The organism is Streptomyces sp. NPDC048172 (genome assembly GCF_043202595.1).
Taxonomy (GTDB): domain Bacteria; phylum Actinomycetota; class Actinomycetes; order Streptomycetales; family Streptomycetaceae; genus Streptomyces.
The window spans coordinates 34,445-58,214 of record NZ_JBIDAT010000015.1; the positions used below are offsets into that span (position 1 = coordinate 34,445).

Annotated in this window: 20 protein-coding genes; 9 read left to right on the plus strand and 11 right to left on the minus strand. The window is 71.9% G+C overall.

The features are described from left to right. Positions 1-253 precede the first annotated feature (253 nt). Positions 254-1,660 carry a xylan 1,4-beta-xylosidase gene (locus ACGF3A_RS41560; RefSeq protein ID WP_393736065.1) on the minus strand — a complete coding sequence of 469 codons (1,407 nt, stop codon included), beginning with the start codon at positions 1,658-1,660 and terminating at the stop codon, positions 254-256. A gap of 102 nt (positions 1,661-1,762) precedes the next feature. Between ACGF3A_RS41560 and ACGF3A_RS41565 the strand changes: the two genes are divergently transcribed. Then, a complete protein-coding gene (locus ACGF3A_RS41565) occupies positions 1,763-2,914 on the plus strand; it encodes a DUF5925 domain-containing protein (protein WP_393736067.1) in 1,152 nt (383 codons plus the stop codon). Between the two features lie 9 nt (positions 2,915-2,923). On the opposite strand, the gene ACGF3A_RS41570 is transcribed toward ACGF3A_RS41565, so the two are convergent. Further along, positions 2,924-3,331, minus strand: a complete 408-nt coding sequence (locus tag ACGF3A_RS41570) for a nuclear transport factor 2 family protein (RefSeq protein WP_393736069.1) — start codon at positions 3,329-3,331, stop codon at positions 2,924-2,926. Positions 3,332-3,417: 86 nt separating this feature from the next. Here ACGF3A_RS41570 and ACGF3A_RS41575 point away from each other — a divergent pair, with 86 nt between their 5' ends. Continuing rightward, positions 3,418-4,224 (plus strand): helix-turn-helix domain-containing protein, encoded by an 807-nt coding sequence (locus ACGF3A_RS41575; RefSeq protein ID WP_393736071.1) that lies wholly within the window; start codon positions 3,418-3,420, stop codon positions 4,222-4,224. Here ACGF3A_RS41575 and ACGF3A_RS41580 read toward each other — a convergent pair. From ACGF3A_RS41580 to ACGF3A_RS41600, 5 genes are read right to left on the minus strand one after another with little or no spacing between them, the layout of a single operon-like run. Further along, complete coding sequence (locus tag ACGF3A_RS41580; protein ID WP_393736073.1) at positions 4,140-5,378, minus strand: nitrate/nitrite transporter; 1,239 nt, start codon at positions 5,376-5,378, stop codon at positions 4,140-4,142. The two genes, ACGF3A_RS41575 and ACGF3A_RS41580, sit on opposite strands and share 85 nt — an antisense overlap. Beyond that, on the minus strand, positions 5,360-6,076 hold the full coding sequence (gene narI / locus ACGF3A_RS41585) for a respiratory nitrate reductase subunit gamma (RefSeq protein ID WP_393736075.1): 717 nt from the start codon (positions 6,074-6,076) through the stop codon (positions 5,360-5,362). Before narI ends, ACGF3A_RS41580 begins: the two co-directional genes overlap by 19 nt. Then, the gene (gene narJ / locus ACGF3A_RS41590; RefSeq protein WP_393736077.1) at positions 6,073-6,690 is read right to left on the minus strand and encodes a nitrate reductase molybdenum cofactor assembly chaperone; all 618 of its coding nucleotides are present in this window, start codon (positions 6,688-6,690) and stop codon (positions 6,073-6,075) included. The genes narI and narJ overlap by 4 nt, the downstream gene beginning before the upstream one ends. Next, positions 6,687-8,369 (minus strand): nitrate reductase subunit beta, encoded by a 1,683-nt coding sequence (gene narH / locus ACGF3A_RS41595; protein ID WP_393736079.1) that lies wholly within the window; start codon positions 8,367-8,369, stop codon positions 6,687-6,689. The genes narJ and narH overlap by 4 nt, the downstream gene beginning before the upstream one ends. Before the next feature lies 1 nt (position 8,370). Then, positions 8,371-12,108, minus strand: a complete 3,738-nt coding sequence (locus ACGF3A_RS41600; RefSeq protein ID WP_393736081.1) for a nitrate reductase subunit alpha — start codon at positions 12,106-12,108, stop codon at positions 8,371-8,373. Between the two features lie 232 nt (positions 12,109-12,340). Between ACGF3A_RS41600 and ACGF3A_RS41605 the strand changes: the two genes are divergently transcribed. Beyond that, complete coding sequence (locus ACGF3A_RS41605; protein WP_393736083.1) at positions 12,341-13,096, plus strand: SAVMC3_10250 family protein; 756 nt, start codon at positions 12,341-12,343, stop codon at positions 13,094-13,096. Here the strand turns inward: ACGF3A_RS41605 and ACGF3A_RS41610 are convergent. Beyond that, positions 13,081-13,452, minus strand: coding sequence for a GntR family transcriptional regulator (locus ACGF3A_RS41610; protein WP_393736085.1), 372 nt, complete (start codon positions 13,450-13,452; stop codon positions 13,081-13,083). The two genes, ACGF3A_RS41605 and ACGF3A_RS41610, sit on opposite strands and share 16 nt — an antisense overlap. Before the next feature lie 79 nt (positions 13,453-13,531). Between ACGF3A_RS41610 and ACGF3A_RS41615 the strand changes: the two genes are divergently transcribed. After that, positions 13,532-14,470: a GNAT family N-acetyltransferase gene (locus ACGF3A_RS41615; RefSeq protein ID WP_393736087.1), complete on the plus strand. Its 939-nt coding sequence runs from the start codon at positions 13,532-13,534 to the stop codon at positions 14,468-14,470. Between the two features lie 106 nt (positions 14,471-14,576). Here the strand turns inward: ACGF3A_RS41615 and ACGF3A_RS41620 are convergent, their stop codons facing one another. Further along, positions 14,577-15,773 carry a MarP family serine protease gene (locus ACGF3A_RS41620; protein WP_393736089.1) on the minus strand — a complete coding sequence of 399 codons (1,197 nt, stop codon included), beginning with the start codon at positions 15,771-15,773 and terminating at the stop codon, positions 14,577-14,579. A gap of 279 nt (positions 15,774-16,052) precedes the next feature. Here ACGF3A_RS41620 and ACGF3A_RS41625 point away from each other — a divergent pair, with 279 nt between their 5' ends. From ACGF3A_RS41625 to ACGF3A_RS41635, 3 genes are all read left to right on the plus strand, one after another. Then, a complete protein-coding gene (locus tag ACGF3A_RS41625; RefSeq protein WP_393736091.1) occupies positions 16,053-16,634 on the plus strand; it encodes a DoxX family protein in 582 nt (193 codons plus the stop codon). A gap of 410 nt (positions 16,635-17,044) precedes the next feature. After that, entirely contained in the window at positions 17,045-17,992 is a 948-nt protein-coding gene (locus tag ACGF3A_RS41630; RefSeq protein ID WP_393736093.1) for a lytic polysaccharide monooxygenase, read from the plus strand. 110 nt (positions 17,993-18,102) lie between these two features. Next, positions 18,103-18,762, plus strand: coding sequence for a pyridoxamine 5'-phosphate oxidase family protein (locus ACGF3A_RS41635; protein WP_393736095.1), 660 nt, complete (start codon positions 18,103-18,105; stop codon positions 18,760-18,762). A gap of 9 nt (positions 18,763-18,771) precedes the next feature. On the opposite strand, the gene ACGF3A_RS41640 is transcribed toward ACGF3A_RS41635, so the two are convergent. After that, positions 18,772-19,638 carry an esterase/lipase family protein gene (locus ACGF3A_RS41640; protein ID WP_393736097.1) on the minus strand — a complete coding sequence of 289 codons (867 nt, stop codon included), beginning with the start codon at positions 19,636-19,638 and terminating at the stop codon, positions 18,772-18,774. Positions 19,639-19,725: 87 nt separating this feature from the next. Then, positions 19,726-20,685 carry a hypothetical protein gene (locus ACGF3A_RS41645; protein ID WP_393736099.1) on the minus strand — a complete coding sequence of 320 codons (960 nt, stop codon included), beginning with the start codon at positions 20,683-20,685 and terminating at the stop codon, positions 19,726-19,728. A 199-nt stretch (positions 20,686-20,884) separates the two neighbouring features. Here ACGF3A_RS41645 and ACGF3A_RS41650 point away from each other — a divergent pair, with 199 nt between their 5' ends. After that, complete coding sequence (locus tag ACGF3A_RS41650) at positions 20,885-21,175, plus strand: heavy-metal-associated domain-containing protein (protein ID WP_393736101.1); 291 nt, start codon at positions 20,885-20,887, stop codon at positions 21,173-21,175. 99 nt (positions 21,176-21,274) lie between these two features. Next, positions 21,275-23,557 carry a heavy metal translocating P-type ATPase gene (locus ACGF3A_RS41655; RefSeq protein WP_393736103.1) on the plus strand — a complete coding sequence of 761 codons (2,283 nt, stop codon included), beginning with the start codon at positions 21,275-21,277 and terminating at the stop codon, positions 23,555-23,557. Positions 23,558-23,770: the final 213 nt, after the last annotated feature.

A 23,770-nucleotide genomic window follows, 5' to 3' on the forward strand; every position in this document is an offset into this window, starting at 1 on the left:
AGGGTTGGCAAGCGCAGCCCCCTGCGCCGGGTGTCCCGCGTACAGGGCCGGGTTCGGGGTGCCCCGGGCTGTGGTTCGCGGGCTGCCGCCGCGTCGTGGCTTGTCGCGCAGTTCCCCGCGCCCCTTAACGGGCAAGCCCCGACGTGTCGTGACCGTCGCGCCCACGCGGCGGAGCCGCAAAACAAACACAGCCCCGCGCCCCTGGAGGGGCAAGCCCAAGAGTATTGGGCCCGGCGTGGCCTTGCGGCGCGGGTCAGCGGTTGAGCCATTTCACCTCGTGACCCTTCATGGCGAACGTGCGGCCGTCGACCCGCGCCTCGATGGCGCGCGGCAAGGTGTTGACGACCAGGACCGCGTCCTTGTCGGCGAGTACGCGGACGTTCGGGGCGTCGTTCTTCGCCACGGGGACGCGAGTGAAGTGCGTGCCCGGAGGGAACTCGCGGGAGAAGCGGGACAGCAGGCGCAGCATGGGGAGTGGCGTGCCGCCGTCGCGCAGACGGGTGCTGCGCCAGAGGCAGCCCGCGCACGACGCGCCGTCGTTCTGCGGGTTCCAGTAGAAGCCCGCGGCGGCGCCGCTCCGGGCGAGGGCCATGAGGGCGGAGGCCTGCACGGCGGCCCGGTGCCGCTCGCTCCAGCCGTCCCGTTCGTCCTTCGCGTCGGGGACCTCGACGTACCACTCGGCCCACCAGACCGGCAGCCGGGTCTCCCCGCGGACCCAGCGCGTCACCGCGGCCAGCTTGTCCGTCGCGGCGAACTCGTCCGGCAGCTGGCGGTCGTCGCTCGTGTAGCTGGAGCCGTCGACGACGGCGAAGTCGGCGCCCTTCTTGTGCTTGTTCCAGTACGAGACGGCGTCGAGGGAGCGCTGGTCGAGGGCTCCCCAGGGGCCGCGCACCTTCGAGGCGTTGTGGCTGGACTTGGCGACGCTGTCCATGACGGCGTAGGGGCCGCCGACGAGGTTGTCCTTGTCCGCCTTCTTCAGCTCGGCGTGGACGAGGTTGTAGAGGCGGGTGTAGGACGATGCGTCCCAGCGCTGGGACGCATCGTCGTAGAAGCCCTTCATCTCGTTCCAGACGAGGAAGTGCCGCACCTCGGGGTAGCGGCGGGCGACCTTGCCCGCGAGCTCGGCGAAGTCCTGGAAGTGCCGGGGCGAGGGCGCCTCCTCCAGCGCGGACCAGTCGGTGGAGCCCGCGCGTCCGCCGTCCTTCATCCAGTCCGGCGCGCAGCACAGGGTGATGACGGGGGTGCCGCCGCTCTTCCGTACCGTCTCGACGCGCTTGTCCAGCGCGTCGAAGTCGTACTTCCCGGGGGACGGTTCGGGGTTGTCGGCGCCCCAGCCCATGATGTGCTGATTCTGCGGCAGCCGGGTGGCGGAGAGGAGCTTCGCGGCGCGGTCCCTGGCCGCGTCCTCGCCCTCGTCGGCGCTGGACCGGGTGTGGGTGAAGCCCCAGCCGACCTGTGCGTCGGGGTGGCCGGGGGGCGGGCTCGGGTCGCCGTAGACCCCCGGAGCGCCGCTCCCGCCTCCGCCGTTCTCGTCGCTCCAGGGCGGGGCGCCGAACATGGCGAGAAGCAGACCTAACGCGATGATTCCCACGCCGAGCAGGCTGGCCAGCCGCCAGCGTCCGACGTTCATCGCGGCACGGCCCCCACTGTGCTGCCCCATGCGTCCCACCCCATGTGTCGGCGTACGGTCCGTCACACCCGGTCTGGGAGGTTCCCTGAAACCCGGGTGCGTACCCTGGCTTCATGCCGGATCATGACCAGCATGTGTTCCGACCTCCGGCCCGACGACGGGAGTGACATCCTGGCTTCCCAGACCCCCCGGGCGACGCGCCCCGAGCTGACTCTGCCCCCTCGGCTGACGATTGACGACAGCGACTCGACCGGTGACGTCATCGACGCGCTGTTTCTCGGCCGTTTCACGACGGGCGAGCAGCCCTTCTCGCGCAGCCACACCGTGGACCGCGTCAAGAAGGGCCGCACCCTGCTGCCGCCGGACGCGCAGGTGCTGCGCGAGGCCCGTGACGACAATTCGGGCGCGGTGCTCGCCGAGGGCGAGGGCTGGACGGTGCGGGTCTCGCGCTGGAGCCAGGGCGCGGAGGTCACGGTCACGGCGGTCAGCGACGAGCTGGCGGAGCAGCGGCTGAAGCAGGCCGTCGAGGACGCGGAGGACGAGCCGGAGCCCCAGGAGGACGAGGTGTCCATGGGGTTCTGGTACCACTCCCCCATGCGCGGCCCCCGGCGCACGACGCGCACGATCAGCGCGGGCACCTGGGAGGAGGTCCGGCCCAACTACACGACGCGGGTGGCCTCGGCCATGGACGAGCTGATGAAGATCACCCCGGACGACATCTCGGGCCGGCTCCTCCTGCTGCACGGGCCGCCGGGCACGGGCAAGACCTCGGCGCTGCGGACGCTGGCGCGCTCGTGGAGCGACTGGTGCCAGGTGGACTGCGTGCTGGACCCGGAGCACCTGTTCAACAACATCGGCTATCTCATGGACATCGCCATCGGCGCGGACGACTCCGACTCGGAGGGGAAGCGCTGGCGGCTGCTCCTGCTGGAGGACTGCGACGAGCTGATCCGCGGCGAGGCGAAGTACGCGGCGGGCCAGGCGCTCTCCCGGCTGCTGAACCTGACGGACGGCCTGCTGGGCCAGGGGCGGAACGTGCTGGTGGGGGTGACGACGAACGAGGACCTGGAGCGGCTGCACCCCGCCGTCGTCCGGCCCGGCCGCTGTCTCGCCCGTATCGAGGTGGGCGCCCTCAGCCATGAGGAGGCCACCTCGTGGCTCGGCACGGACGAGGGCGTGGGCCGCGAGGGCGCGACCCTGGCCGAGCTCTTCGCCCTGCGGAAGGGGAAGAGCCCGGCGTCGGTCCCGGCGCAGGAGAAGGCCGGGGCGGGCATGTATCTGTAGCGGGTCGTGCTACGGGCGGGTGGCGGGCTCCCACCAGCGCACATGCGCCGCGGCCTCCGCCACCGGCTCGATGATCTCCCACGCCTCGGCGACGAGCCCGTCCTCGAACCGCCAGAGGTCCACGACGGCGATCTCGGGCCCGCCGTCGGGCAGCGAGCGCCGCGTGTGGATCATGACGTACGCGCCGTCGGCCAGTACGTGCGCGATCTCGACCCGCATGCCCGCCAGGGGGACGAGCGCTGCGCGTACGGCGGCGAGCCACTCCTCCTTGGCCAGCGTTCTGCCGTCGGGCCTGTGGTGGAGGAAGCCGTCGGCCAGCAGGGGCGCGAGCGCCTCGGTGCCGCCGCTCTCCAGGAGTTCCGCGAGCCCGCGCTGGACGAGCTCCTTGTGCTGTTCGGGCGTGTTCTCGGTGGTCATGCGCCGAGTCTCGGCCGGTCGGGGCAGGGTGTCGATGAACTCCCGTTTCATGGCGCCCGTACCGGCATGGACGTAGCCTCCGGCACGTGGACACGGTCGGAGAATTGTTGCGGCAGTGGCGGCAGCGGCGGCGGCTCAGCCAGCTCGATCTGGCGCTCGCCGCCGACGTCTCGGCCCGGCACGTCAGTCTCGTCGAGACCGGCAGGTCGCGGCCGAGCGCGGAGATGGTGCTGCGGCTCGCGGCGCAGCTCGACGTGCCGCTGCGCGAGCGCAACCGGCTGCTGCTGGCCGCGGGCTTCGCGCCCCGGTACGAGGAGCGCCCGCTCGACGGCGACGCGCTGGGCGCCGCCCGGGAGGCGGTCGCCCGGGTGCTCCGCGCGCACGAGCCGTACCCGGCGGTGGTGATCGACCGGCGGTGGAACGTCGTGATGACGAACCGCGCCGTCGATCCGTTCTTCGCCGATGTCGATCCGGAGCTGCTGAGGCCGCCGGTGAACATGGTGCGGCTGGGGCTCGATCCGCGCGGCTTCGCCTCCCGGCTGGTCAATCTGGCCGACGTACGGGCGGTGTTCCGTGCCCGTCTCGGGCGCCAGCTCGCCGCCGTGCCCGACCCCGGGCTGACCACGCTCTACGAGGAGCTGCTGGCGCCCGGTGAAGGGGACGAGGGGGATGCCGTCACCGTCGCGGACGATGTCGTCCTGCCGATGGTCTTCCGGATCGACGGGCGGGAGCTGCGGCTCTTCTCGACGATCACCACGTTCGGCACCCCGAGGGACATCACGCTGGACGAGATCGCGATCGAGATGTACTACCCGGCGGACGAGGAGAGCGCGGCCTGGTTCTCCGCGCTCTCCGGGGACGTGCCCGCGGTGCGCATCCGGCCGAACGAGTAGACGCATCCGGCGAGGGCCAGCATGGCCAGCAGCATGTAGCCGATGGCGTAGGAGTCCTTCGCGCTGTAGATGGCGCCCATGACGATCGGCGGGACGAAGCCGCCGAGGCCGCCGACCGCGCCCACGATGCCGGTGACGCTGCCCACCCGGGGCTGCGGCGTGACCTGGGAGACGAGCGCGAAGACGCTGCCGCTGGTGGTGCCGAGCCCCGCCGCCATCACGAGCAGGCAGATCGTGCCGACGGGGTAGAGGCCGGGGTCGAACGCCTGGAAGACCGCGAAGAGGGCCACGACGCCCAGCGCCCAGGCCGTGACGACCGCCGGGTGGATCCGGTCGGAGAGGGAGCCGCCGATGGGCCGGAAGATCACCGTGACGAGCGCGAACCCGGCGGCCTTGGTGCCCGCGTCGGTCGGGCTCAGCTCGTACCAGGTCTTCAGGTACGTCGGCAGGTAGACCCCGAAGGCGACGACGCCGCCGAAGCCGATGGCGTAGAGCGCGGACAGCTCCCAGGTGACGCGGAGCTCCCCGGCCTGGGCCAGCCGCTTGCCGAGCGACGTGGTCGGGATCGTGCGGTCGGGGTGGTCGGTGATCAGCAGCGCGCCGATCACCGCGAAGGCGGCGAGGGCGATCGCGACGACGAGGAACGGAAGGTTCTCGCCGTGCTTGTAGATGCGCGGCGTGAAGTAGCCGGAGAGCGCGACGCCGCCCATGCCCATGCCGAAGACGCCGAGCGCGAGGCCGCGCCGCGCGGGCGGGAACCAGGAGTTGACGAGCGGGATGCCGATGGCGAACGTCGTGCCGCCCAGGCCGAGGAAGAAGCCGACGATCAGCAGTCCGGCGAACGAGTCCTTGACGACGGTGAGCAGCAGCACCGGCACGATGGTGAGCGCGGTGACGGCGGGGAACATCAGCCGCGCGCCGTAGCGGTCGGTGAGCGCGCCCGCCGGGATCCGGCCGAGGGAGCCGACGAGGACGGGGACGGCGACCATCAAGGACTGCGCGAAGGAGCTGATGCCGACGTTCTCCGCGAACTGTCCGGCGAGGGGCGCGATGAGGTTCCAGGCCCAGAAGGTCAGCGCGAAGCCGACCGTGGCCGTGATCAGGTTGCGGTAGGCCGCCGAGGACGACGTGCTGGTCACTGGATGCGCTCCCATCCCCGGCGCTCGGGGCGGGCCGCGAGCTGCCGCCGGTCCCGGCTGCGGTAGACGATGTACGGGCGGAACAGGTACTGCACCGGGGCGCTGAAGATGTGGATCAGCCTGCTGAACGGGATCAGGGCGATCAGCGCGAAGCCGACGACCACATGGATCTGGTAGAGCACCGGCACGTCGGCCATCCGCGCGGAGTCGGGCTGGAGCGTGAAGACGCTGCGCAGCCAGGGCCCGATGGTGGCCCGGTAGTCGTAGCCCTCGCCGGTGGAGTGGGAGAGCTTGGCCCACATGCCGAGCACGATCGCGCCGAGCAGCACGAGGTACATCAGCTTGTCGTTGCCGGTGGTGGCGCGGAAGACGGGGCCCGCGGTGCGGCGCCGGTAGATCAGCAGGGCGATGCCGAGGACGGCCATCGCGCCCGCGACGGTGCCGGAGTAGAGCGAGACGAGGTGGTACGCGTGCTCGCTGACGCCGATCTTGTCGGTCCAGGACGCGGGGATGAAGAGCCCGACGAGGTGTCCGGCGAAGACGAAGAGGATGCCGTAGTGGAAGAGCGGCGAGGCGAAGCGGAGCAGCCTGGACTCGTAGAGCTGCGAGGAGCGGGTGGTCCACCCGAACTTGTCGTAGCGGTAGCGCCAGGCGGTGCCCGCGATCAGCAGCACGATCACGACGTACGGCAGGGCGCTCCAGAGGGTGGTCATCGGTCTGCTCCTGTGGCCTGGGTCGTGTGCGGGCCGAACGGCTCCAGGCCGACGTCCTCGCGCGGGGGCCCGCCGCGCGCCATCGCGCGGGCCGCGGCGCGGTCCTTGGGCGAGGCGCCGGGCAGCGTGGCGCAGACGGCCGCGAGCACGTCGGCGTACGGGGTGCCGCAGTCGGCAAGGGAGAGGCGGAGCAGTTCGAGGGCCGGGCGGTGCCGCCGCAGCAGGGTGTCGGTGCCCGCGCGGGCCGAGAACTCCAGGACGGCGGGGAGGAAGTCGGGCAGCTCGTCGCCGTCGGTGAAGTCGAGGCCGTGGGCGCGGTAGGTCTCCTTGAGGCGGACCAGGGACATGCCGCGGCGGCGGGTGTCGCCGTCGGTCCACCAGGTGAGGTAGAGGCTGCGGCGGTTCTTGAAGTCGAAGACCTGCACGTAGTGCGCGGCGAGTTCGGCGCGCGGGGTGGCCTCGGCGTCGTCGAGGAAGCCGCGCAGCAGCCGGGCGGGTTTGCCGCGCGGCTTGCCGGTCGCCTCGCGCAGCAGCGGCAGGTCGTCGTGGAAGGAGGCGTCGGGGTAGGTCAGACAGCACGCGGCGGCCTGGTGGAGGACGGCGTGCCGGTTCACTGTTCGTCACCCCGTTCGGGGAAGAGGCCGTCGGGGCGGCCGTTGCCGTCCCAGTTGAGGAGGTTCACGCGGCCTTTCGTACGGTCGCCGCCGGGCTCGGCCGAGGCGTCGGCCGTCTGGCGCTCGCGCAGGGCGTGGAAGTTCTCGACGGCGACGGCGGTCTCCTGCCCGGAGCTCTCGCCGACCGGGCCCGAGCCGCCCATGCCGGGGCCGCCCTCGAAGTCGAGGCTGCACTCGTCGGGGAGCGCGGACTCCTCCAGCCGCTGGGCGTCGCCGACGGCGGCCGTCGGGATCACGTACCGCTCCTCGTACTTGGCGAGGGCCAGCAGCCGGTACATCTCCTCGATCTCGCGCCCCGCGGGGTCGTCGGATCCGGCGGCCGGGCCGCCGAGGTTGACGTTCCGCATGTGGGCGCGCATCGCGGCGAGCTTCTCCAGCGCGGTCCGCACGGGTCCGGTGTCGCCCGCGGTGAACAGCTCGGCCAGGTATTCGAGGGGGATGCGCAGGGTGTCGATGGCGCCGAAGAGGTTGTCGGCGTCCTCACCGTCGTGCCCGCTCTCGCTGATGGCGTCGACGACCGGGGAGAGCGGCGGGACGTACCAGACCATCGGCATGGTGCGGTACTCGGGATGGAGCGGCAGCGCGACCTTGTACTTGCTGATCAGCGCGTGCACGGGCGAGCGGCGGGCCGCCTCGATCCAGTCGTGCGGGATCCCGGAGCGCTCCGCCTCGCGCCGCACCTCGGGGTCCTCGGGGTCGAGGAAGACGCCGAGCTGTGCCTCGTAGAGGTCCTGGTCGTCGGGGGTGGAGGCGGCTTCGAGGACCTTGTCGGGGTCGTAGAGCATCACGCCGAGGTAGCGCAGCCGTCCGACGCAGGTCTCGGAGCAGACGGTGGGCTGCCCGACTTCCAGGCGCGGGTAGCACAGCGTGCACTTCTCGGCCTTGCCGGTCTTGTGGTTGAAGTAGACCTTCTTGTACGGGCAGCCGCTCACGCACATCCGCCAGCCGCGGCACCTGTCCTGGTCGACGAGGACGATGCCGTCCTCGCTGCGCTTGTACATCGCGCCGGAGGGGCAGCTCGCCACGCAGGACGGGTTGAGGCAGTGCTCGCAGATGCGCGGCAGGTAGAACATGAAGGTCTGTTCGAAGGCGAACTTGACCTTCTCCGAGGCCTGCTCGGCGGCCTGTTCGCGCAGCTTGGCGACGACGGGGTCCTGGTCGCCGTGCTCGGGCATGCCGCCGAGGTCGTCGTCCCAGTTGGCGCTCCACTCGATCTTCATGGGCTTGCCGGTGAGCAGCGAGTGGGGGCGGGCGACGGGGATGTCGTCGCCGAGCGGCGCGTCGGTGAGGTTCTTGTAGTCGTACGTCCAGGGCTCGTAGTAGTCCTTGATGCCGGGCATCTTGGGGTTGGAGAAGATCGTGGCGAGCTTCTTGAACCGGCCGCCCGCCTTGAGCTTGAGCCGCCCGCGCTTGTTGAGCTCCCAGCCGCCGCGCCAGGTGTCCTGGTCCTCGTAGCGGCGGGGGTAGCCCTGCCCGGGCCGGGTCTCGACGTTGTTGAACCAGACGTACTCGACGCCGCCCCGGTTGGTCCACGCCTGCTTGCAGGTGACCGAACAGGTGTGGCAGCCGATGCACTTGTCGAGGTTCATGACCATCGCGATCTGCGCCATGACTGCCATGTCAGTACGTCACCTCCGACTCGCGGCGGCGGATGACGGTGACCTCGTCGCGCTGGTTGCCCGTCGGGCCGAGGTAGTTGAACGCCCAGGAGAACTGCGCGTAACCGCCGATGAGATGGCTGGGCTTGAGGATGAGCCGGGTCAGCGAGTTGTGGAGCCCGCCGCGCTTGCCGGTGGTCTCGGTCTTGGGGACGTCGACGGTGCGGTCCTGGGCGTGGTGCATGTAGACGGTGCCCTGCGGCATGCGGTGCGAGACGACGGCACGCGCGGCGACGACGCCGTTGCGGTTGACGGCCTCGATCCAGTCGTTGTCGCGGACGCCGACCGACTCGGCGTCCTGCGGCGACATCCAGATCGTGGGTCCGCCCCGGGAGAGGGAGAGCATGAAGAGGTTGTCCTGGTACTCGGAGTGGATGGACCACTTGTTGTGCGGAGTGAGGTAACGCACGGTCACCTCGCGTCCGCCGTCCGGGCCGAGGCGTGGCTCGCCGAAGAGCTTGTTCATGTCGAGCGGCGGCCGGTAGACGGGCAGTTGTTCGCCCAGCTCGCGGATCCAGTCGTGGTCGAGGAAGAAGTGCTGACGCCCGGTGAGGGTGTGCCAGGGCTTGAGGTGCTCGGTGTTGAGGGTGAACGCCGTGTAGCGCCGCCCGCCCGACTCGCTGCCCGACCACTCGGGCGAGGTGATCACGGGGACGGGCGCCGCCTGGGTGTCCTCGTACGTGACGCGCTTGCCCTCGTGCTCGGCGGCGAGGTGCGCCATCTCCTGGCCCGTACGGGCCTCCAGCGTGTGGAAGCCCTGGGTGGCGAGGCGCCCGTTGGTGGTGCCGGAGAGGGCGAGGATGGTGTTGCACGCCTTGACGGCCGTGTCGAGGAGGGGCCGTCCGTCGGCGGGGCCGCCCGTCTTGGTGCCGTTGCGCAGCTTGAGCTGCTCGACCTCCTCGTCGGGGCGGAGCGCGATGCCCTTGGCGGGCAGGCCCAGCTTCTCGACGAGCGGGCCGAGGGTGGCCATCTTGTCGGCGACGGCCGTGTAGTCCCGCTCGACGACGGTGAGCGCGGGCATCGTCTTGCCGGGCACGGGCTCGCACTCCCCCGCGCGCCAGTCGAGCAGCACGCCGCCGGGCTGCGCCGTCTCGCCGGGGGTGTCGTGCTGGAGCGCGGTGGCGACCAGGTCGCGGCGGGTGCCGAGGTGGTCGCGGGCCAGCTCGCTGAAGCGGCGGGCGATGGCGTGGAACGCGTCGAAGTCGGAGCGGGCCTGCCACGGCGGGTCCACGGCCGGACTGAACGCGTGCACGTACGGATGCATGTCCGTGCTGGACAGGTCGTGCTTCTCGTACCAGGTCGCCGCCGGGAGCACGACGTCCGACATCAGCGTGGACGACGTCATCCGGAAGTCGAGGGAGAGCAGCAGGTCGAGCTTGCCCTCGGGCCCCTTGTGGTGCCAGCGCACATCGCGCGGCCGGACGTCCTCGGGGGCCTCCTCGGAGCGCAGCGCGGAGTCGGTGCCGAGCAGGTGGCGCTGGAAGTATTCGGCGCCCTTGGCGGAGGAGCCGAGGAGGTTGGCCCGCCAGAGGGTCAGCACGCGCGGCCAGTTGGCCTCGGCGTCGGGGTCCTCGCAGGCGAAGCCGAGCTTCCCGGAGCGGAGCTGCTCCACCACGTACGCCGCCGGGTCCTGGTCCTCAGCCGCCGCCTCGTCGACGAGGTCGAGCGGGTTGCGGTCGAAGGTCGGGTACGAGGGCATCCACCCGGCGCGGGTGGCGGCGGCCAGGCAGTCGGCGCCCGTCATCCCCGCGAACCGGCCCTCGCCCAGCGGGGAGGCGAGGACGTCGGCGGTGAAGCGGTCGTAGCGCCACTGGTCGGTGTTGAGGAACCAGTAGGCGGTGCCGATCATCTGGCGGGGCGGCCGGGACCAGTCGTTGGCGGAGGCCAGGGTGGCCCAGCCGGTGGAGGGGCGGCACTTCTCCTGGCCGACGTAGTGGGCCCAGCCGCCGCCGTTGCGGCCCTGGCAGCCGGTGAGCTGGAGGAGGGCGAGGAAGGCGCGGTAGATCGTCTCGGAGTGGAACCAGTGGTTGGTCCCGGCGCCCATGAGGATCATGCAGCGGCCCCGGGATTCCTCCGCCGTCCGCCCGAACTCCCGCGCGATCCGCACCGCCTGCGCCGCCGGTACGGACGTCAGCGTCTCCTGCCAGCCGGGGGTGCCGGGCGCCGCCGCGTCCTCGTACCCCTCGGGCCAGCTCCCGGGCAGGCCCTCGCGCCCCACCCCGTACTGGGCGAGGAGCAGGTCGTAGACGGTGGTGACCAGCGGGCCCTCCTGGCCGCCCAGCCGGGTGGCGGGGACCCCGCGCCGTACGACCGCTCCCCCGCCCTGGCCGTGTTCCGGGCCGTCGACGTCGAAGCGGGGCAGGAGGACCTCGGTGGGCGCCGAGGTCGCGTCCTCGTACAGGGACAGCCGGGGGCGTACGCCGTCGAGGTCCAGGTTCCAGCGGCCCTTGCCGCCCTCGGTCCAGCGGAAGCCGAGCGAGCCGTTGGGGACCACGGGCAGGCCCGTCACGTCGTCCAGGGCGACGGTCTTCCACTCCGCGCCCTCGCCCTCGTCCCCGAGGGAGTCGCCCAGGTCGGCGGCGCGCAGGAACTTGCCCGGCACGTAGGCCCCGTCCCGCTCCTCCAGGGTGACGAGGAAGGGCAGGTCGGTGAATTGCCGTACGTACTCGTCGAAGAACGGGACGGTCCGCTCGACGAAGAACTCCCGCAGCAGCACATGCCCCATCGCGAGCGCCAGCGCCCCGTCGGTGCCGGGGTGCGGGTGCAGCCACTCGTCGGCGAACTTGGCGTTGTCGGCGTAGTCGGGCGCCACCACCACGACCTTCTGGCCCCGGTACCGAGCCTCGGCCATCCAGTGCGCGTCGGGCGTCCGCGTCACGGGGACGTTGGAGCCCCACATCATCAGATACGCCGCGTCCCACCAGTCCCCCGACTCCGGGACGTCGGTCTGGTCGCCGAAGACCTGCGGGGAGGCGACGGGCAGATCCGCGTACCAGTCGTAGAAGGACAGCATCGGGGCGCCGATCAGCGACATGAAGCGGGCGCCGGAGGCGTGGGACACCATCGACATGGCGGGGATCGGGGAGAACCCGGCGACCCGGTCGGGGCCGCGCGTGGCGATGGTGTGCACATGCGCGGCGGCGACGATCTCGACGGCCTCTTCCCATCCCGCGCGCACCAGCCCGCCCTTGCCGCGCGTCTTCTGGTACGTACGCCGCAGCTCCGGGTCGTTCTGGATCGAGGCCCACGCCTCGACGGGGTCGCGCAGCCGCCGCTTGGCCTCGCGGTACATCTCCAGCAGCACGCCGCGCACGTACGGGTAGCGCACGCGGGTCGGCGAGTAGGTGTACCAGGAGAAGGCGGCGCCGCGCGGGCAGCCGCGCGGCTCGTACTCGGGCCGGTCGGGGCCGACGGAGGGGTAGTCGGTCTCCTGCGTCTCCCAGGTGATGATGCCGTCCTTGACGTACACCTTCCAGCGGCACGAGCCCGTGCAGTTCACGCCGTGCGTGGAGCGGACGACCTTGTCGTGGCTCCAGCGGTCCCGGTAGAAGACGTCACCCTCCCGGCCGCCTTCCTTGGAGACCGTGCGCAGGTCGGGCGAGACCACGCCGCTGGTGAAGAACCTCCCCGTCCTCAGCAGCAGTTGGCTGGCCGCGCCGTCGAGGCCGGGCCTGGTCCTGCGGGAACTGGGGGCTGTCACGGGCTGCTCCTCGGTGACGACGCGGCTGCGCACCAGCTAAGGCGGCGGGGACTGCGGACGCGCGCGGAGCACGTCCGTACGAGTGAGCCTCCCTGGTGGGACCGGGTACGGCCGAGGGCCGGACCGTCCATGATCCGAGGGCCGACCGGCCCCTTGCCGGGGACGTTCCGGTCCCGGCGGACGGGCCTAGGATGACGACGGGCGTTCGGCTCCACGGGTGAACGGAGACGGGATGCGTGAGGTCGTCTATCTCTCGGACGGCAAGCTGCGGCAGTTCCTGCCGATACGGGGACGGCGGTGGCCCCGGGCGAGCAGGGTGAACGTCACCACGCCGTTCGGCGGCGCCGAGATGGAGCGGGCCGCCGCCGACACCGAGGCGGAGCGGCTCAAGAGACTCGGCAAGGTGGTCGCCGAGATCCAAAGCAGGGTCAGGGTGCCCGAGGACCCGGGGGTCAGGGCCGGGCACTGGATCGAGTTCGAGGCCCGGCTCCACCAGCTCACGCCCCGCGAGTTCGCGGGCATGCTGCTGTTCCTGTCGGTCGCGGACGCGGAAGGGGACGCGCGCGCGAACGGGCCCAGGCTGCTGCTGCACGGCTCGGCCGCGCACCTGGCCAACGCGATACCGCAGCCCGTGGACGGGCCGGCGGACGAGACCGTCGTCACCGGGACCGACGGCTTCAGCTCCGGCCCGACGTTCTTCACCCAGGTCGTACGGGCGTCTCCCGGCCGGGCGTTCCTCTCCGACCTGGAGGAGCAGCCGTCGGCCACGGACGTCGGGCGGGGGCCCGGTCTCTCACCGCTGCCGGAGGCGGTCGGCGAGCTGGTCAGGACGCTCGACCGGCAGACCTTCCCGGAGACGGCGGCGCGGATGCGCGGATTCGCGCGCGTCTCCGCCGAACCGCTGACCGACCCGGGCACCGGCGCGACCTTCCTGGTCGCGAGCCCCCTGCTGGTGGAGTACGCGACGGCGGGTCAGTCCGAGCCGTAGACCGCGCGGAGCGCCGTGACCGCCGTACGGAGCGCGGCCTCCTGGTCGAGGCCCAGGCGCTGGGCGCGGAGCGCGAAGGTGTGGGCGGCGTCGGCCGCCTCCCGTTCGGCCGCGTCACCCGCGGAGGCGATGAACGTGCCGTTGCGGCCCCGCGTCTCGATCACCCCGTCGGACTCCAGCGCGCGGTACGCCTTCGCGACGGTGTTCGCCGCGAGGCCCAGCTCTTCCGCGAGTCCGCGGACCGTCGGCAGCTTGTAGCCCGTGGGCAGCGTCCCGGCGCGCGCCTGCTCGGCGATCTGGGCGCGCAGCTGTTCGTAGGGCGCCTGGGGAGCCGACGCATCGATGACGACCTTCATGCGGGTGATTCTCCCCCGCGCCGGGCCGGGCGGAAAACGGGAGGCGGGGGCCGGGGCCGTCCCCGTAGCGTCCGGGCGCATGACTGTGACGAGACCGGCCGTGCGTCCCTTCCGGCCACAGGACGCGGAGGCCGTGGCGGGGATCCGGCGCACGACCGAGCCCTTCCTGGTGCTGACGGCCGAGACCCTGCTGTGGAAGGTGACCTCGTCCCCGGCCTCGCAGCGGGTGCGCTGGCTGGTCGCCGAGGACGCGGACGGCACGCCGCTGGGCTGCGCGGAGACGGGGCTCGTGGCGGGCAGCACCCGGGCGGACGAGGGGTTCCTCCACGTGGCCGTCCCGCCGGACCGTACGGGGCACGGCGTGGGCGGCGCGCTGGTCACGGCGGGCGAGGCACGTCTGACGGAGATCGGCGCCAGACGGGCGCACACCTGGGTGCGGGACGAGCCGCACGCGCTCGCGTTCGCCGGGAACCGGGGGTACGAGCGCCGCCGCGCGGCCCGCTTCCTCGGCCTCGACCTGGTGCGCGCCGCGCTGCCGCCGCTGCCCGACCCGCTGCCGCCGGGCGTCGAGCTGCGCACGGCGGCGGACTTCGGCGAGAACCTGCGTCCGCTGTACGAGGCGGACCTGGAGTGCGCCGCCGACGAGCCGGGCGAGGTCGCGACGGGCCGGATGCCGTACGAGGACTGGCTGCGCCTCAACTGGGGGCGGCCCGACTACGACCGGGTGCTGACGAGCGTGGCGCTGGTCGGCGGCGAGGTCGCGGCGTTCAGCGTGGCGCAGACGGACGGCCGGGAGCGGTACTGGTCGGGGATGACCGGCACCCGCAGGCCGTTCCGGGGGCGCGGGCTGGCCCGGCTCGCCAAGCTGGACTCGCTGCGCCGCGCCCGCGCGGCCGGGATCCGCCACGCCTTCACCGGCAACGACGCGACGAACGCGCCGATGCTCGCGGTGAACCGGCGCTTCGGCTACACGGCGGTGGGCGAGCAGTGGCGGTGCGTCAGGAGGCTGCAGGGCTGAGGAGATGAAGCGCCCCATCAGGGGCGCGGGGAACTGCGCGACCGGCCACGGACGCGGGCGCGGCCCGCGACGCACCGCACGGGGCAGCCCCTGCCCGGAACACGGTCTACAGCGCCGACCTGTCCCCGGTGTCCACGGGGGCGGTGGCCTGCGCGCCGCGCCGCGCCTGGTCGCGGACCTGGTCGGCGGTGAGCGCGTACCCCGTTCCCGCGTCGCTCGTGGAGCGGGCGAAGATCAGGCCGTAGACCTTGCCGTCGGTGGTGAGCAGGGGGCCGCCGGAGTTGCCGGGGCGGACCTTGGAGCGCAGCGCGTAGATGTCACGGGTGGTCAGCGCGTCGCCGTAGATGTCCTGGCCGCGGGCGCGGGTCCGCTCGGCGACGGCGGCGGCGCGCAGGTCCAGGCCGCCGTTCTCCGGGTATCCCGCGACGACGCCCTGGTCGCCCCGGGTGGCGTCGCCCGCGAACGGCAGCGCGGGCGCGGTCAGCCCTGGCACGGCGAGCACCGCGACGTCGGTGTCGGGGTCGAAGACGACGACCCGCGCCTCGTACGCGCGTCCGGTGCCGCCCACGCGCACGGTGGGATCGTCGACCCCGGCGACGACATGGGCGTTGGTCATCACGCGCTCGCGCGTGTAGACGAAGCCGCTGCCCTCCTGGCCCTGCTGTCCGCCATTGACGTCCGCGACACCCTCGACCTTGACGGTGCTGCGCTGGGCTGCCGAGGTGGCGGCGCGGGTGACGGCGTCGCCCGAGGGCTCGGGGACCGAACCGCCGGGCTCGCTCTGGAACGGGTCGTACACCTGTGGGAATCCGGCGGTGGTGAGCGCGCTGGTGGCGCGGTTGAACCAGGTGGCCGCCCGGTCGGGCATCCGGTCGTGGACGCCCTCCAGCACCGCGGAACCCCTTATGGCCTGGTTGAGCGCGGGCGACGGGGAGGCCGCGAGGGCGCTGCCCGCCATCCAGCCGAAGACGAGCACCGCGATCACGTTGACGACCGCGCCGCCGACGCCGTCCACCCAGCGCACCGGGCCCCAGTCCAGCTTGCGGCGCAGCAGCCAGGCGAGCCGGTCGGCGAGCGCGTGCCCGGCGAGCCCGGGCACCAGGACGGTGAGCAGCGCGACGACGGTGGACGCGGTGGTGCCCTTCTCGACCAGGTCGAGCGTGAAGGGCAGGAACCAGACGCCGAGCACGGCGCCGCCGATGAACCCGGCGAACGAGACGAGCCCGGCGACCAGGCCGCGCCGGTACCCGGAGACGGCGAAGGCGACGACGGCCAGAAGGATCAGGAGATCCAGCAGATTCACACGATCCCCCGCTTTCGCCCTACTGTCGTACGTTCCGGCCACAGGGCCGTTCGGGGGAGAAAACGCGCAAGCACTCCTCGCCGGTTCCGTCTGTGACAGAACGCACGGGACCCGTTGTGCAGGTCCAGACCAATCGCTACGGTCTGCACGGCACAAGGTTCAACCAAGTCCCCGCACCGGCTCCAGGCGAAATCCGTCCCTTTCACCCCCGGCGTCCCGCCCGCAACCCCCCTGAGCACCTCGCGCGCGGGCCGCACCGACACAGGGAGCCCGACTCGCATGAACTCCCCCGACGTCACTCTCGGCGACTCTGCCACCTCTCCCCGCACCTCCCGCGCCTCCGCCTCCGCCGCCGCGCCCGCCGCGGCGGCCGACCGGACCGGTCTCGACACCGGGCTCCTGGTCATCCGGCTCGTGATCGGCCTCTCCCTCGCCGCCCACGGCTCGCAGAAACTCTTCGGCTGGTTCGACGGCAACGGGCTCGACGGCACCGAGCAGTTCTTCGCCTCGGTCGGCTATCCGTCGGCCCGCGCCATGGCCGTCGTCGCCGGGCTCACCGAGGCCCTCGGCGGGCTCGGCCTCGCGCTGGGCCTGCTCACCCCGCTCGCGGGGGCCGCGGCGCTCGGCACCATGATCAACGCGATAGCGGTCACCTGGGAAGACGGCTATCTCTCCCCGGACGGCTTCGAGTACGCCTTCGTGCTGGCCGCTGCCGCGGGGGCCCTTGCCCTGACAGGGCCGGGCCGGTACGCGGTGGACCGCGCGCTGCCGGTGCTGCGCGAACACCGCCTCAGCCACGGTGTGTTCGCCGTGCTCCTGGCCTGCGCCACGGCAGGCGTCGTCCTCCTGATGCGCTCGTAGCGCCGTACGGAGAGCAAGCCCCTGCCCTTTTGCCGGTGCTGGGCAGGGGCTGCCCCGTGCCGTGATGTGCAGGCTGCGGGTGCGTCGTGGCTTGTCGCGCAGTTCCCCGCGCCCCTAAAGGGCACTCCCCGGAGCGCCCCGTCAGGGGCGCGGGGAACTGCGCGAGCAACCACGCACGACCCGCAGCCTGCAACACAGCAGGCGGGGCACCCCCTTCGCAGCCCCGAAAGACGGCGGCGAACCTATTCACCGCTTAGACGGAGATTAAGCGGTCCCTAAGGATCGGCGGGAACCCCCTTTCGCAGGCGAAACGGCCATGCGACGTGGCTAACGTTCGGGATCACCGGGCGGCCGGAGTCATCCCGTCCGGAACCCCCCACGTCCTGCCCCGTCGAGAAGGAGACCCCCCAATGACCGTTCGCCGCAAGGCCGCTGGGATCGCCGCGCTGGGCTTCGCCCCGCTGGCCGTCACCACGGCGCTCGCCACCCCGGCCGCTGCGCACGGATCGATGCAGGACCCGGTCAGCCGCGTGTCCGCCTGCTTCGCCGAGGGGCCCGAGAGCCCGCAGTCCGCCGCGTGCAAGGCCGCCGTCAAGGCGAGCGGCACGCAGGCGTTCTACGACTGGAACGAGGTCAACATCCCGGACGCCGCCGGGAAGCACAAGCAGATCATCCCGGACGGCAAGCTGTGCAGCGCGGGCCGTGACAAGTACAAGGGTCTCGACCTGCCGCGCAAGGACTGGCCCGCGACGAAGATGAAGGCGGGCAAGCACACGTTCAAGTACAAGGCGACGGCCCCGCACAAGGGCTCGTTCGACCTCTACATCACCAAGGACGGCTACGACCCGTCGAAGCCGCTGAAGTGGTCGGACCTGGAGTCCAAGCCGTTCGCCACGGTCAAGGACCCCAAGCTGGAGAGCGGCAGCTACGTCTTCAACGGCACCATCCCGAAGAAGTCGGGCCGCCACCTGATCTACAGCACCTGGCAGCGCTCCGACAGCCCCGAGGCGTTCTACACCTGCTCGGACGTGACCTTCGGCGGCAAGAACGCCGCGAGCACCCCGGCGACCGCGCCCGAGAAGCCGAGCGACGCGCAGATCGACAAGGGCATGGAGAAGTCGACCGTGGACCACAAGGGCCACGGCGGCGACAGCCACGGTGAGCACGCCGACCACGAGAAGACTGCGGGCTCCGAGGCCAACGCGCCCAAGCCCAACGGCGGTTCGGAGAAGCTCGCCGAGACCGGTGGCGACGACAACACCGCGCCCCTCGCGATGGGCGGCGCGGCCGTCGTCGCCGTCGGCGGCGCAGTCGTGATCGCCACGGCCCGCCGCCGCGCGGCGAAGGCCCGCGGCTGACGTTCGCCCCGCAGGACCCCGCCGCCCCGCGCCCCTCTTTCCCTTCACCTCAGGGGGCGCGGGGCGGCGGCGTACGATCAGGCGTACGAGCGACGAGAGGCGGGCCGCACATGTCGGAGCGGACACAGGACGCACAGGACGCGCTGGCCGGAGCAGTCGAGATCACCAGCGAGGCGGAGCTGCGCGAGCTGCTCGGCGAGCCGAACCGGCACGCGCGGGAGAAGGAGCGCACCTCCCTCCATCCGCTGGACCGCGAGTGGCTGGCCCACTCCCCGTTCTGCCTCGTCGCCACCTCGGCGGCCGACGGCACCTGCGACGTCTCCCCGAAGGGCGACCCGCCCGGCTTCACCAAGGTGCTGGACGACACGACGATCGCGGTGCCCGAGCGTCCGGGCAACAAGCGGGTGGACGGCTTCCGTAACGTGCTGAGCAACCCGCACGTCGGGCTGATCTACTTCCTGCCGGGGCGCGGCGACACGCTCCGGATCAACGGCAGGGCCCGGCTGGTGCGCGAAGCGCCGTTCTTCGACGACATGATCGTCCGCCGGAACCGCCCCAAGCTGGCGCTGGTGGTCGAGATCGAGGAGGTCTTCCACCACTGCTCGAAGGCGTTCCTGCGCTCGCGCACCTGGGAGCCGGACACCTGGACGCCGGACGCGGTGCCCTCCCGCGCCCGGCTGGCCAAGGCGCTCGACCGCCCCGAGGACTCGCTGGAGTTCCTGGAGGAGTACTACGGCGCGAAGTACGCCGAGAAGATCTACCAGGGCTGAACGGGCGGACTAGGAGAGGCACTTCGTCGGGGTCGCGTTCGCCGGGTCCAGGGCGTTGGCGGTCTCATGGAAGGCCATGCGGTCGGCGAGCCCGATGGCCAGGTGCTCGGAGACGTTGACCGGGCACAGGTCCTGGAGCAGCACGTTCTTGACGTTCGGCCCGTTCAGGAACTGGGACTTGTACGGGGTGACGACCTCGTCGTACTTCGTGGCGATGACCGTGTAGTTCACGCCGGGCACCGTGTCGCCTCCCTCGTTGAGCCGCTTGAGGAAGTCGGAGCCCTCCTTCTGCTGGAGCAGGGAGGGGCCGATCTCGTCCACGACGTCGCCGACGGGCGGGAACTGGTCGGCGAGCCTGGCGAGTCCGCTGAGGCTGGTGCCGTGGTTGCTGGGCGCGATGCCGACGAGCGCGTTCACCTTGGCGGCGCCGCCGTGGAACTTGAGGTACTGGCGGGGCATCATCCCGCCCTGCGAGTGCCCGACGAGGTCGACCTCGCGGGTGCCGGTGGCCTTCAGCACCTTGTCGACGTAGGAGTCGAGCTGCTTCGCGGACTCCTCGATGGGGCCGAGCCCGTGGAAGAAGGGCTTGCCCGGCAGCTGCCCGTAGTCCAGGGAGAAGACGCAGTAGCCGCGCTTGACCAGGTACGGCGCGAGGCCGAGCCAGTTGTCGACGGAGTTGCCGAACGTGCCGTGCACGAGCACGACGGGGCGGGGGTGCGCGGCGGAGGGCTTGCAGCCGTAGTCGTTCCAGCCGCTGCTGTCCGCCTGCTGAGCCTGCGCCGCCGCGGGCTGGGCTGTGAGCGGGAGAGCGATGACCGCGACCGCCGTCGCCACGGCGGCCGCGGGTCTGCGTACGCGTTCCAGTGACAGCTTCATGGTGCGTCTCCTCACGGTGACGTTATTGAATCGCTGTCAACGTACGCACGAGTAAGGAAGTTGGCCATACTCCGCACCGCGCGGAGTTCAGTGCCCGTGGCCGCCGGATTCCTCACTCCCGTGAGTTCCCTCGCTCTTCACGGTGCCGCCTCCCGCGTCGACGGTGAACGCGGCCGTACGGACCTCGTCGCCGTGCTTGAAGTCGAGGAAGAGGCGGTAGCTGCCCTCGGTCGGCGCCGTGGCCATGAACGAGACCCGCGAGCCCGAGGCGCCGCTGGGGTGGACGTGCAGATAGCCGAGGTCGCCCGCGCGCAGCGCGACCAGGTGCCCGGAGGCGCCGAGGTAGGGCTGGAGACCGCCGGAGACGGGCTTGCCGTCCTTGGTCACGTTCAGCGTGAGCTTCCGCTCCTGACCGGCCTTGAGGTTCCCTTCGAGCCGCACGCGGTACCCGTCCTCGGCGGCGACGGTGCGTGTGGGCTGAGGCAGCGCCTTGGGCTCGTACTCCCCCTCGGCCGCGAGATCGGCGCCGAGCGTGAGGCCCTCGGAGGCGCCGTGCGGCACGAAGTCGGCGAGCAGCCGGTAGTCGCCGGCGCGCGGCAGCTCGGCGCGCACGCTCCACTCGCCGCTCTTGTCGCGCTCGGGGTGGAGGTGGCGGTACGTGCCCAGGTCACGGGAGGCGACGATGAGGTGCAGCTCCTTCGTCTGCTCCTCCTCGTACGCCTTGAGGGCGCGGCCCTTCTTGTCGCGCACGGTGAAGCGGAGCTCCTCCTTCTCGCCCGCGGAGACGCGCGGGGTGCGCAGGTCGAGACGGTAGCCCCCGTCGGAGACCTGGAGCCCGCCGGGCGGCTCGGGGGCCGCCTCGGAGCCTCCCCCTCCCTTGTCCCCCTTGTTCCCCTTGTCTTCCTTCTTCCCCGCGTGCGTGTCGTGGGCCTCCGTCTTCTTCGGCTCCTGGTCGACCGGCTCCGCGGCCGCACCGATGCCGTACGCGCCCGCGAAGGCGGCGGCGAGCGTGACGGCGAAGGCGGTGACCTTACCCGTGGTGTTCATGGTGGCTCCCTTCGGCAGCTCCGCCCCGTGCGGGCCGCCACACCAGGTAACCATACCCCTCGGGGGTATGAATTCAAGCGGGGACGGAGCTTGCGTTGGATAGGGGGCAGGGGTATACATGGAAGGGCGCTGGAGATACCCCCCAAGGGTATCGCCGGATGCCATCGGAATCGTTCAGTTCCAGAGAGGACAACACCTCATGTCGGAAACGACCACGGCCACGACCACCGCCTCCACGGGCTCCTGCTGCACCCCCGACGGCAGCTGCCACTCCGCGGGTGTGACCACCGTCTACCAGGTGTCCGGCATGACCTGCGGCCACTGCGTCTCGACCATCTCCCGGGCCCTCGGCGCGCTGCCCGGCGTCACCGACGTCGAGGTCGACCTGACCACCGGGAAGGTCACCGTCGCCGCCGAGAGCGAGCCCGACGAGAAGGCGGTCGCCGCCGCGATCGACGACGCCGGATACGAGCTGACCGGCCGCGCCTGACGCGGTGGAGCGGCGGGGCGCCCTCGCCCGTCGGCCCCGCCGCTCCAGCGTCCTCTTTTTCCTGATACACATGCGAATCTCTGAGCACGAGGAGCAGTGATGACCGTCACCACCCCCGCGAACGCCGACGAGAGCACCGAGGTCGAACTCGCCATTGGTGGCATGACCTGCGCCTCGTGCGCCAACCGCATCGAGAAGAAGCTGAACCGGATGGAGGGCGTCACCGCCACCGTCAACTACGCCACCGAGAAGGCCAAGGTCAGCTTCGCGGACGGCGTCGGTGTGGACGACCTGGTCGCCACGGTCGAGGCCACCGGTTACACGGCGGAGCCGCCCGCCCCCGCGCGTACGGAGGCCGAGGGTTCCAGCGGTGGCACGGAGGAGGACGCGAAGGACGCCGAGCTGGCCACGCTGCGCCAGCGGCTGATCGGCTCGCTGATCCTCTCCGTTCCCGTGATCGCGATGGCGATGGCCCCGGCACTGCAGTTCGAGTACTGGCAGTGGCTCTCCCTCACGCTGGCCGCGCCGGTCGTGGTCTGGGGCGCCTGGCCCTTCCACCGCGCCGCCTGGACCAACGCGCGGCACGGCGCCGCCACCATGGACACCCTGATCTCGGTCGGCACCTCGGCCGCGATGCTCTGGTCCCTGTGGGCGCTGTTCTTCGGTACGGCGGGCGAGCCCGGCATGACCCACCCCTTCGAGCTCTCCATCGCACGGACCGACGGCGCCGGGAACATCTATCTGGAAGCCGCGGCGGGCGTGACCACCTTCATCCTGGCCGGGCGGTACTTCGAGGCCCGTTCCAAGCGGAAGGCGGGCGCCGCGCTCAAGGCCCTGCTGGAGCTGGGCGCCAAGGAAGTCACGGTGCTGCGCGACGGCCGCGAGGTCCTGATCCGCACCGAGGAGCTGGCGGTCGGCGACCGCTTCGTGGTCCGGCCCGGAGAGAAGATCGCCACCGACGGCACGGTCGTCGAGGGCAGCTCCGCCGTGGACGCCTCCATGCTCACCGGCGAGTCCGTGCCGGTGGAGGTCGGCGAGGGCGACGCGGTCACCGGCGCGACGCTCAACGCGGGCGGCCGGCTCGTCGTCGAGGCGACCCGCGTCGGCGCCGACACCCAGCTCGCGCGGATGGCCAAGCTGGTGGAGGACGCGCAGAACGGCAAGGCCGCGGCCCAGCGGCTGGCCGACCGTATCTCCGGGGTCTTCGTGCCCGTCGTGATCGGGCTCGCGCTCGCCACGCTCGGCTTCTGGCTCGGCAACGGCGCGGGGCTGACCGCCGCCTTCACCGCGGCCGTCGCGGTGCTGATCATCGCCTGCCCCTGCGCCCTGGGCCTGGCCACGCCGACCGCGCTGATGGTCGGCACCGGGCGCGGCGCCCAGCTCGGCATCCTGATCAAGGGGCCCGAGGTGCTGGAGAACACCCGCAAGGCCGACACCATCGTGCTCGACAAGACCGGCACCGTCACCACCGGCACCATGACCCTGCTCGGCGTCCACACCGCCGAGGGCACCTCCGAGGAGGAGGTCCTGAAGCTGGCGGGCGCGCTGGAGAACGCCTCCGAGCACCCCATCGCGCAGGCCGTCGCCAAGGGCGCGAGCGAGAAGTACGGACAGCTGCCCGCCCCCGAGGACTTCGCGAACGTTCCCGGGCTCGGCGTCCAGGGCGTCGTCGAGGGCCACGCGGTGCTGGTCGGCCGCGAGAAGCTGCTCGCGGAGTGGGCGATGGCCCTCCCCGAGGACCTGGCGGCGGCCAAGCTCGCGGCCGAGAAGGCGGGCCGCACCGCCATCGCGGTCGCCTGGGACGGCGAGGCCCGTGCCGTGCTGGAGGTCGCCGACGCGGTCAAGCCGACCAGCGCCGAGGCCATCGAGCGGCTGCGCGGCCTGGGCCTGCGGCCCGTGCTGCTGACCGGCGACAACCAGGCCGTGGCCGAGACGGTCGCCGCCGAGGTCGGCATCGAGCCCGCGGACGTGATCGCCGAGGTCATGCCCGAGGACAAGGTGAGCGTCGTCAAGAAGCTCCAGGACGAGGGCCGTTCGGTCGCCATGGTCGGCGACGGCGTCAACGACGCGGCGGCGCTCGCCCAGGCCGACCTCGGCCTGGCCATGGGCACCGGCACCGACGCGGCCATAGAGGCGGGCGACCTCACGCTCGTACGGGGCGACCTGCGCGCGGCGGCGGACGCCATCCGCCTCTCCCGCAGGACGCTGGGCACCATCAAGTCCAACCTCTTCTGGGCCTTCGCCTACAACGTCGCGGCGCTGCCGCTCGCGGCGGCGGGCCTGCTCAACCCGATGATCGCGGGGGCCGCGATGGCCTTCTCCTCGGTCTTCGTCGTCGGCAACAGCCTCCGCCTGCGACAGTTCCGGGCCGCGGTCAACTGACCGTCTCCCTACGAGGGGCCCCGGGCTGAGTCCCCGGGGCCCCTCACTTTTCCCGCTGGGCACTGCCCGTAAGAGCTGCATCCGGGCTGCCCCCGCGCGTGCGCGGCAGGCTGCCGCGCCACCGTGGCCGGTCGCGCAGTTCCCCGCGCCCCTGACGGGGCAAACCAGGGAGCTCGGAAATCCGTTCCCCTGCCCCGGTCCTTCGCATCTACC

Bases quoted from the DNA above. Each gene is read 5' to 3' on its own strand.
- ACGF3A_RS41605 (WP_393736083.1), top strand. From the start codon at position 12,341: ATGCGTGAGGTCGTCTATCTCTCGGACGGCAAGCTGCGGCAGTTCCTG.
- ACGF3A_RS41640 (WP_393736097.1), bottom strand. From the start codon at position 19,638: ATGAAGCTGTCACTGGAACGCGTACGCAGACCCGCGGCCGCCGTGGCG.
- ACGF3A_RS41580 (WP_393736073.1), bottom strand. From the start codon at position 5,378: ATGGGAGCGCATCCAGTGACCAGCACGTCGTCCTCGGCGGCCTACCGC.
- narH (WP_393736079.1), bottom strand. From the start codon at position 8,369: ATGGCAGTCATGGCGCAGATCGCGATGGTCATGAACCTCGACAAGTGC.
- ACGF3A_RS41570 (WP_393736069.1), bottom strand. From the start codon at position 3,331: ATGACCACCGAGAACACGCCCGAACAGCACAAGGAGCTCGTCCAGCGC.
- narI (WP_393736075.1), bottom strand. From the start codon at position 6,076: ATGACCACCCTCTGGAGCGCCCTGCCGTACGTCGTGATCGTGCTGCTG.
- ACGF3A_RS41645 (WP_393736099.1), bottom strand. From the start codon at position 20,685: ATGAACACCACGGGTAAGGTCACCGCCTTCGCCGTCACGCTCGCCGCC.
- ACGF3A_RS41655 (WP_393736103.1), top strand. From the start codon at position 21,275: ATGACCGTCACCACCCCCGCGAACGCCGACGAGAGCACCGAGGTCGAA.
- ACGF3A_RS41615 (WP_393736087.1), top strand. From the start codon at position 13,532: ATGACTGTGACGAGACCGGCCGTGCGTCCCTTCCGGCCACAGGACGCG.
- ACGF3A_RS41560 (WP_393736065.1), bottom strand. From the start codon at position 1,660: ATGGGGCAGCACAGTGGGGGCCGTGCCGCGATGAACGTCGGACGCTGG.
- ACGF3A_RS41625 (WP_393736091.1), top strand. From the start codon at position 16,053: ATGAACTCCCCCGACGTCACTCTCGGCGACTCTGCCACCTCTCCCCGC.
- ACGF3A_RS41610 (WP_393736085.1), bottom strand. From the start codon at position 13,452: ATGAAGGTCGTCATCGATGCGTCGGCTCCCCAGGCGCCCTACGAACAG.
- ACGF3A_RS41635 (WP_393736095.1), top strand. From the start codon at position 18,103: ATGTCGGAGCGGACACAGGACGCACAGGACGCGCTGGCCGGAGCAGTC.
- ACGF3A_RS41630 (WP_393736093.1), top strand. From the start codon at position 17,045: ATGACCGTTCGCCGCAAGGCCGCTGGGATCGCCGCGCTGGGCTTCGCC.
- ACGF3A_RS41565 (WP_393736067.1), top strand. From the start codon at position 1,763: ATGTGTTCCGACCTCCGGCCCGACGACGGGAGTGACATCCTGGCTTCC.
- ACGF3A_RS41650 (WP_393736101.1), top strand. From the start codon at position 20,885: ATGTCGGAAACGACCACGGCCACGACCACCGCCTCCACGGGCTCCTGC.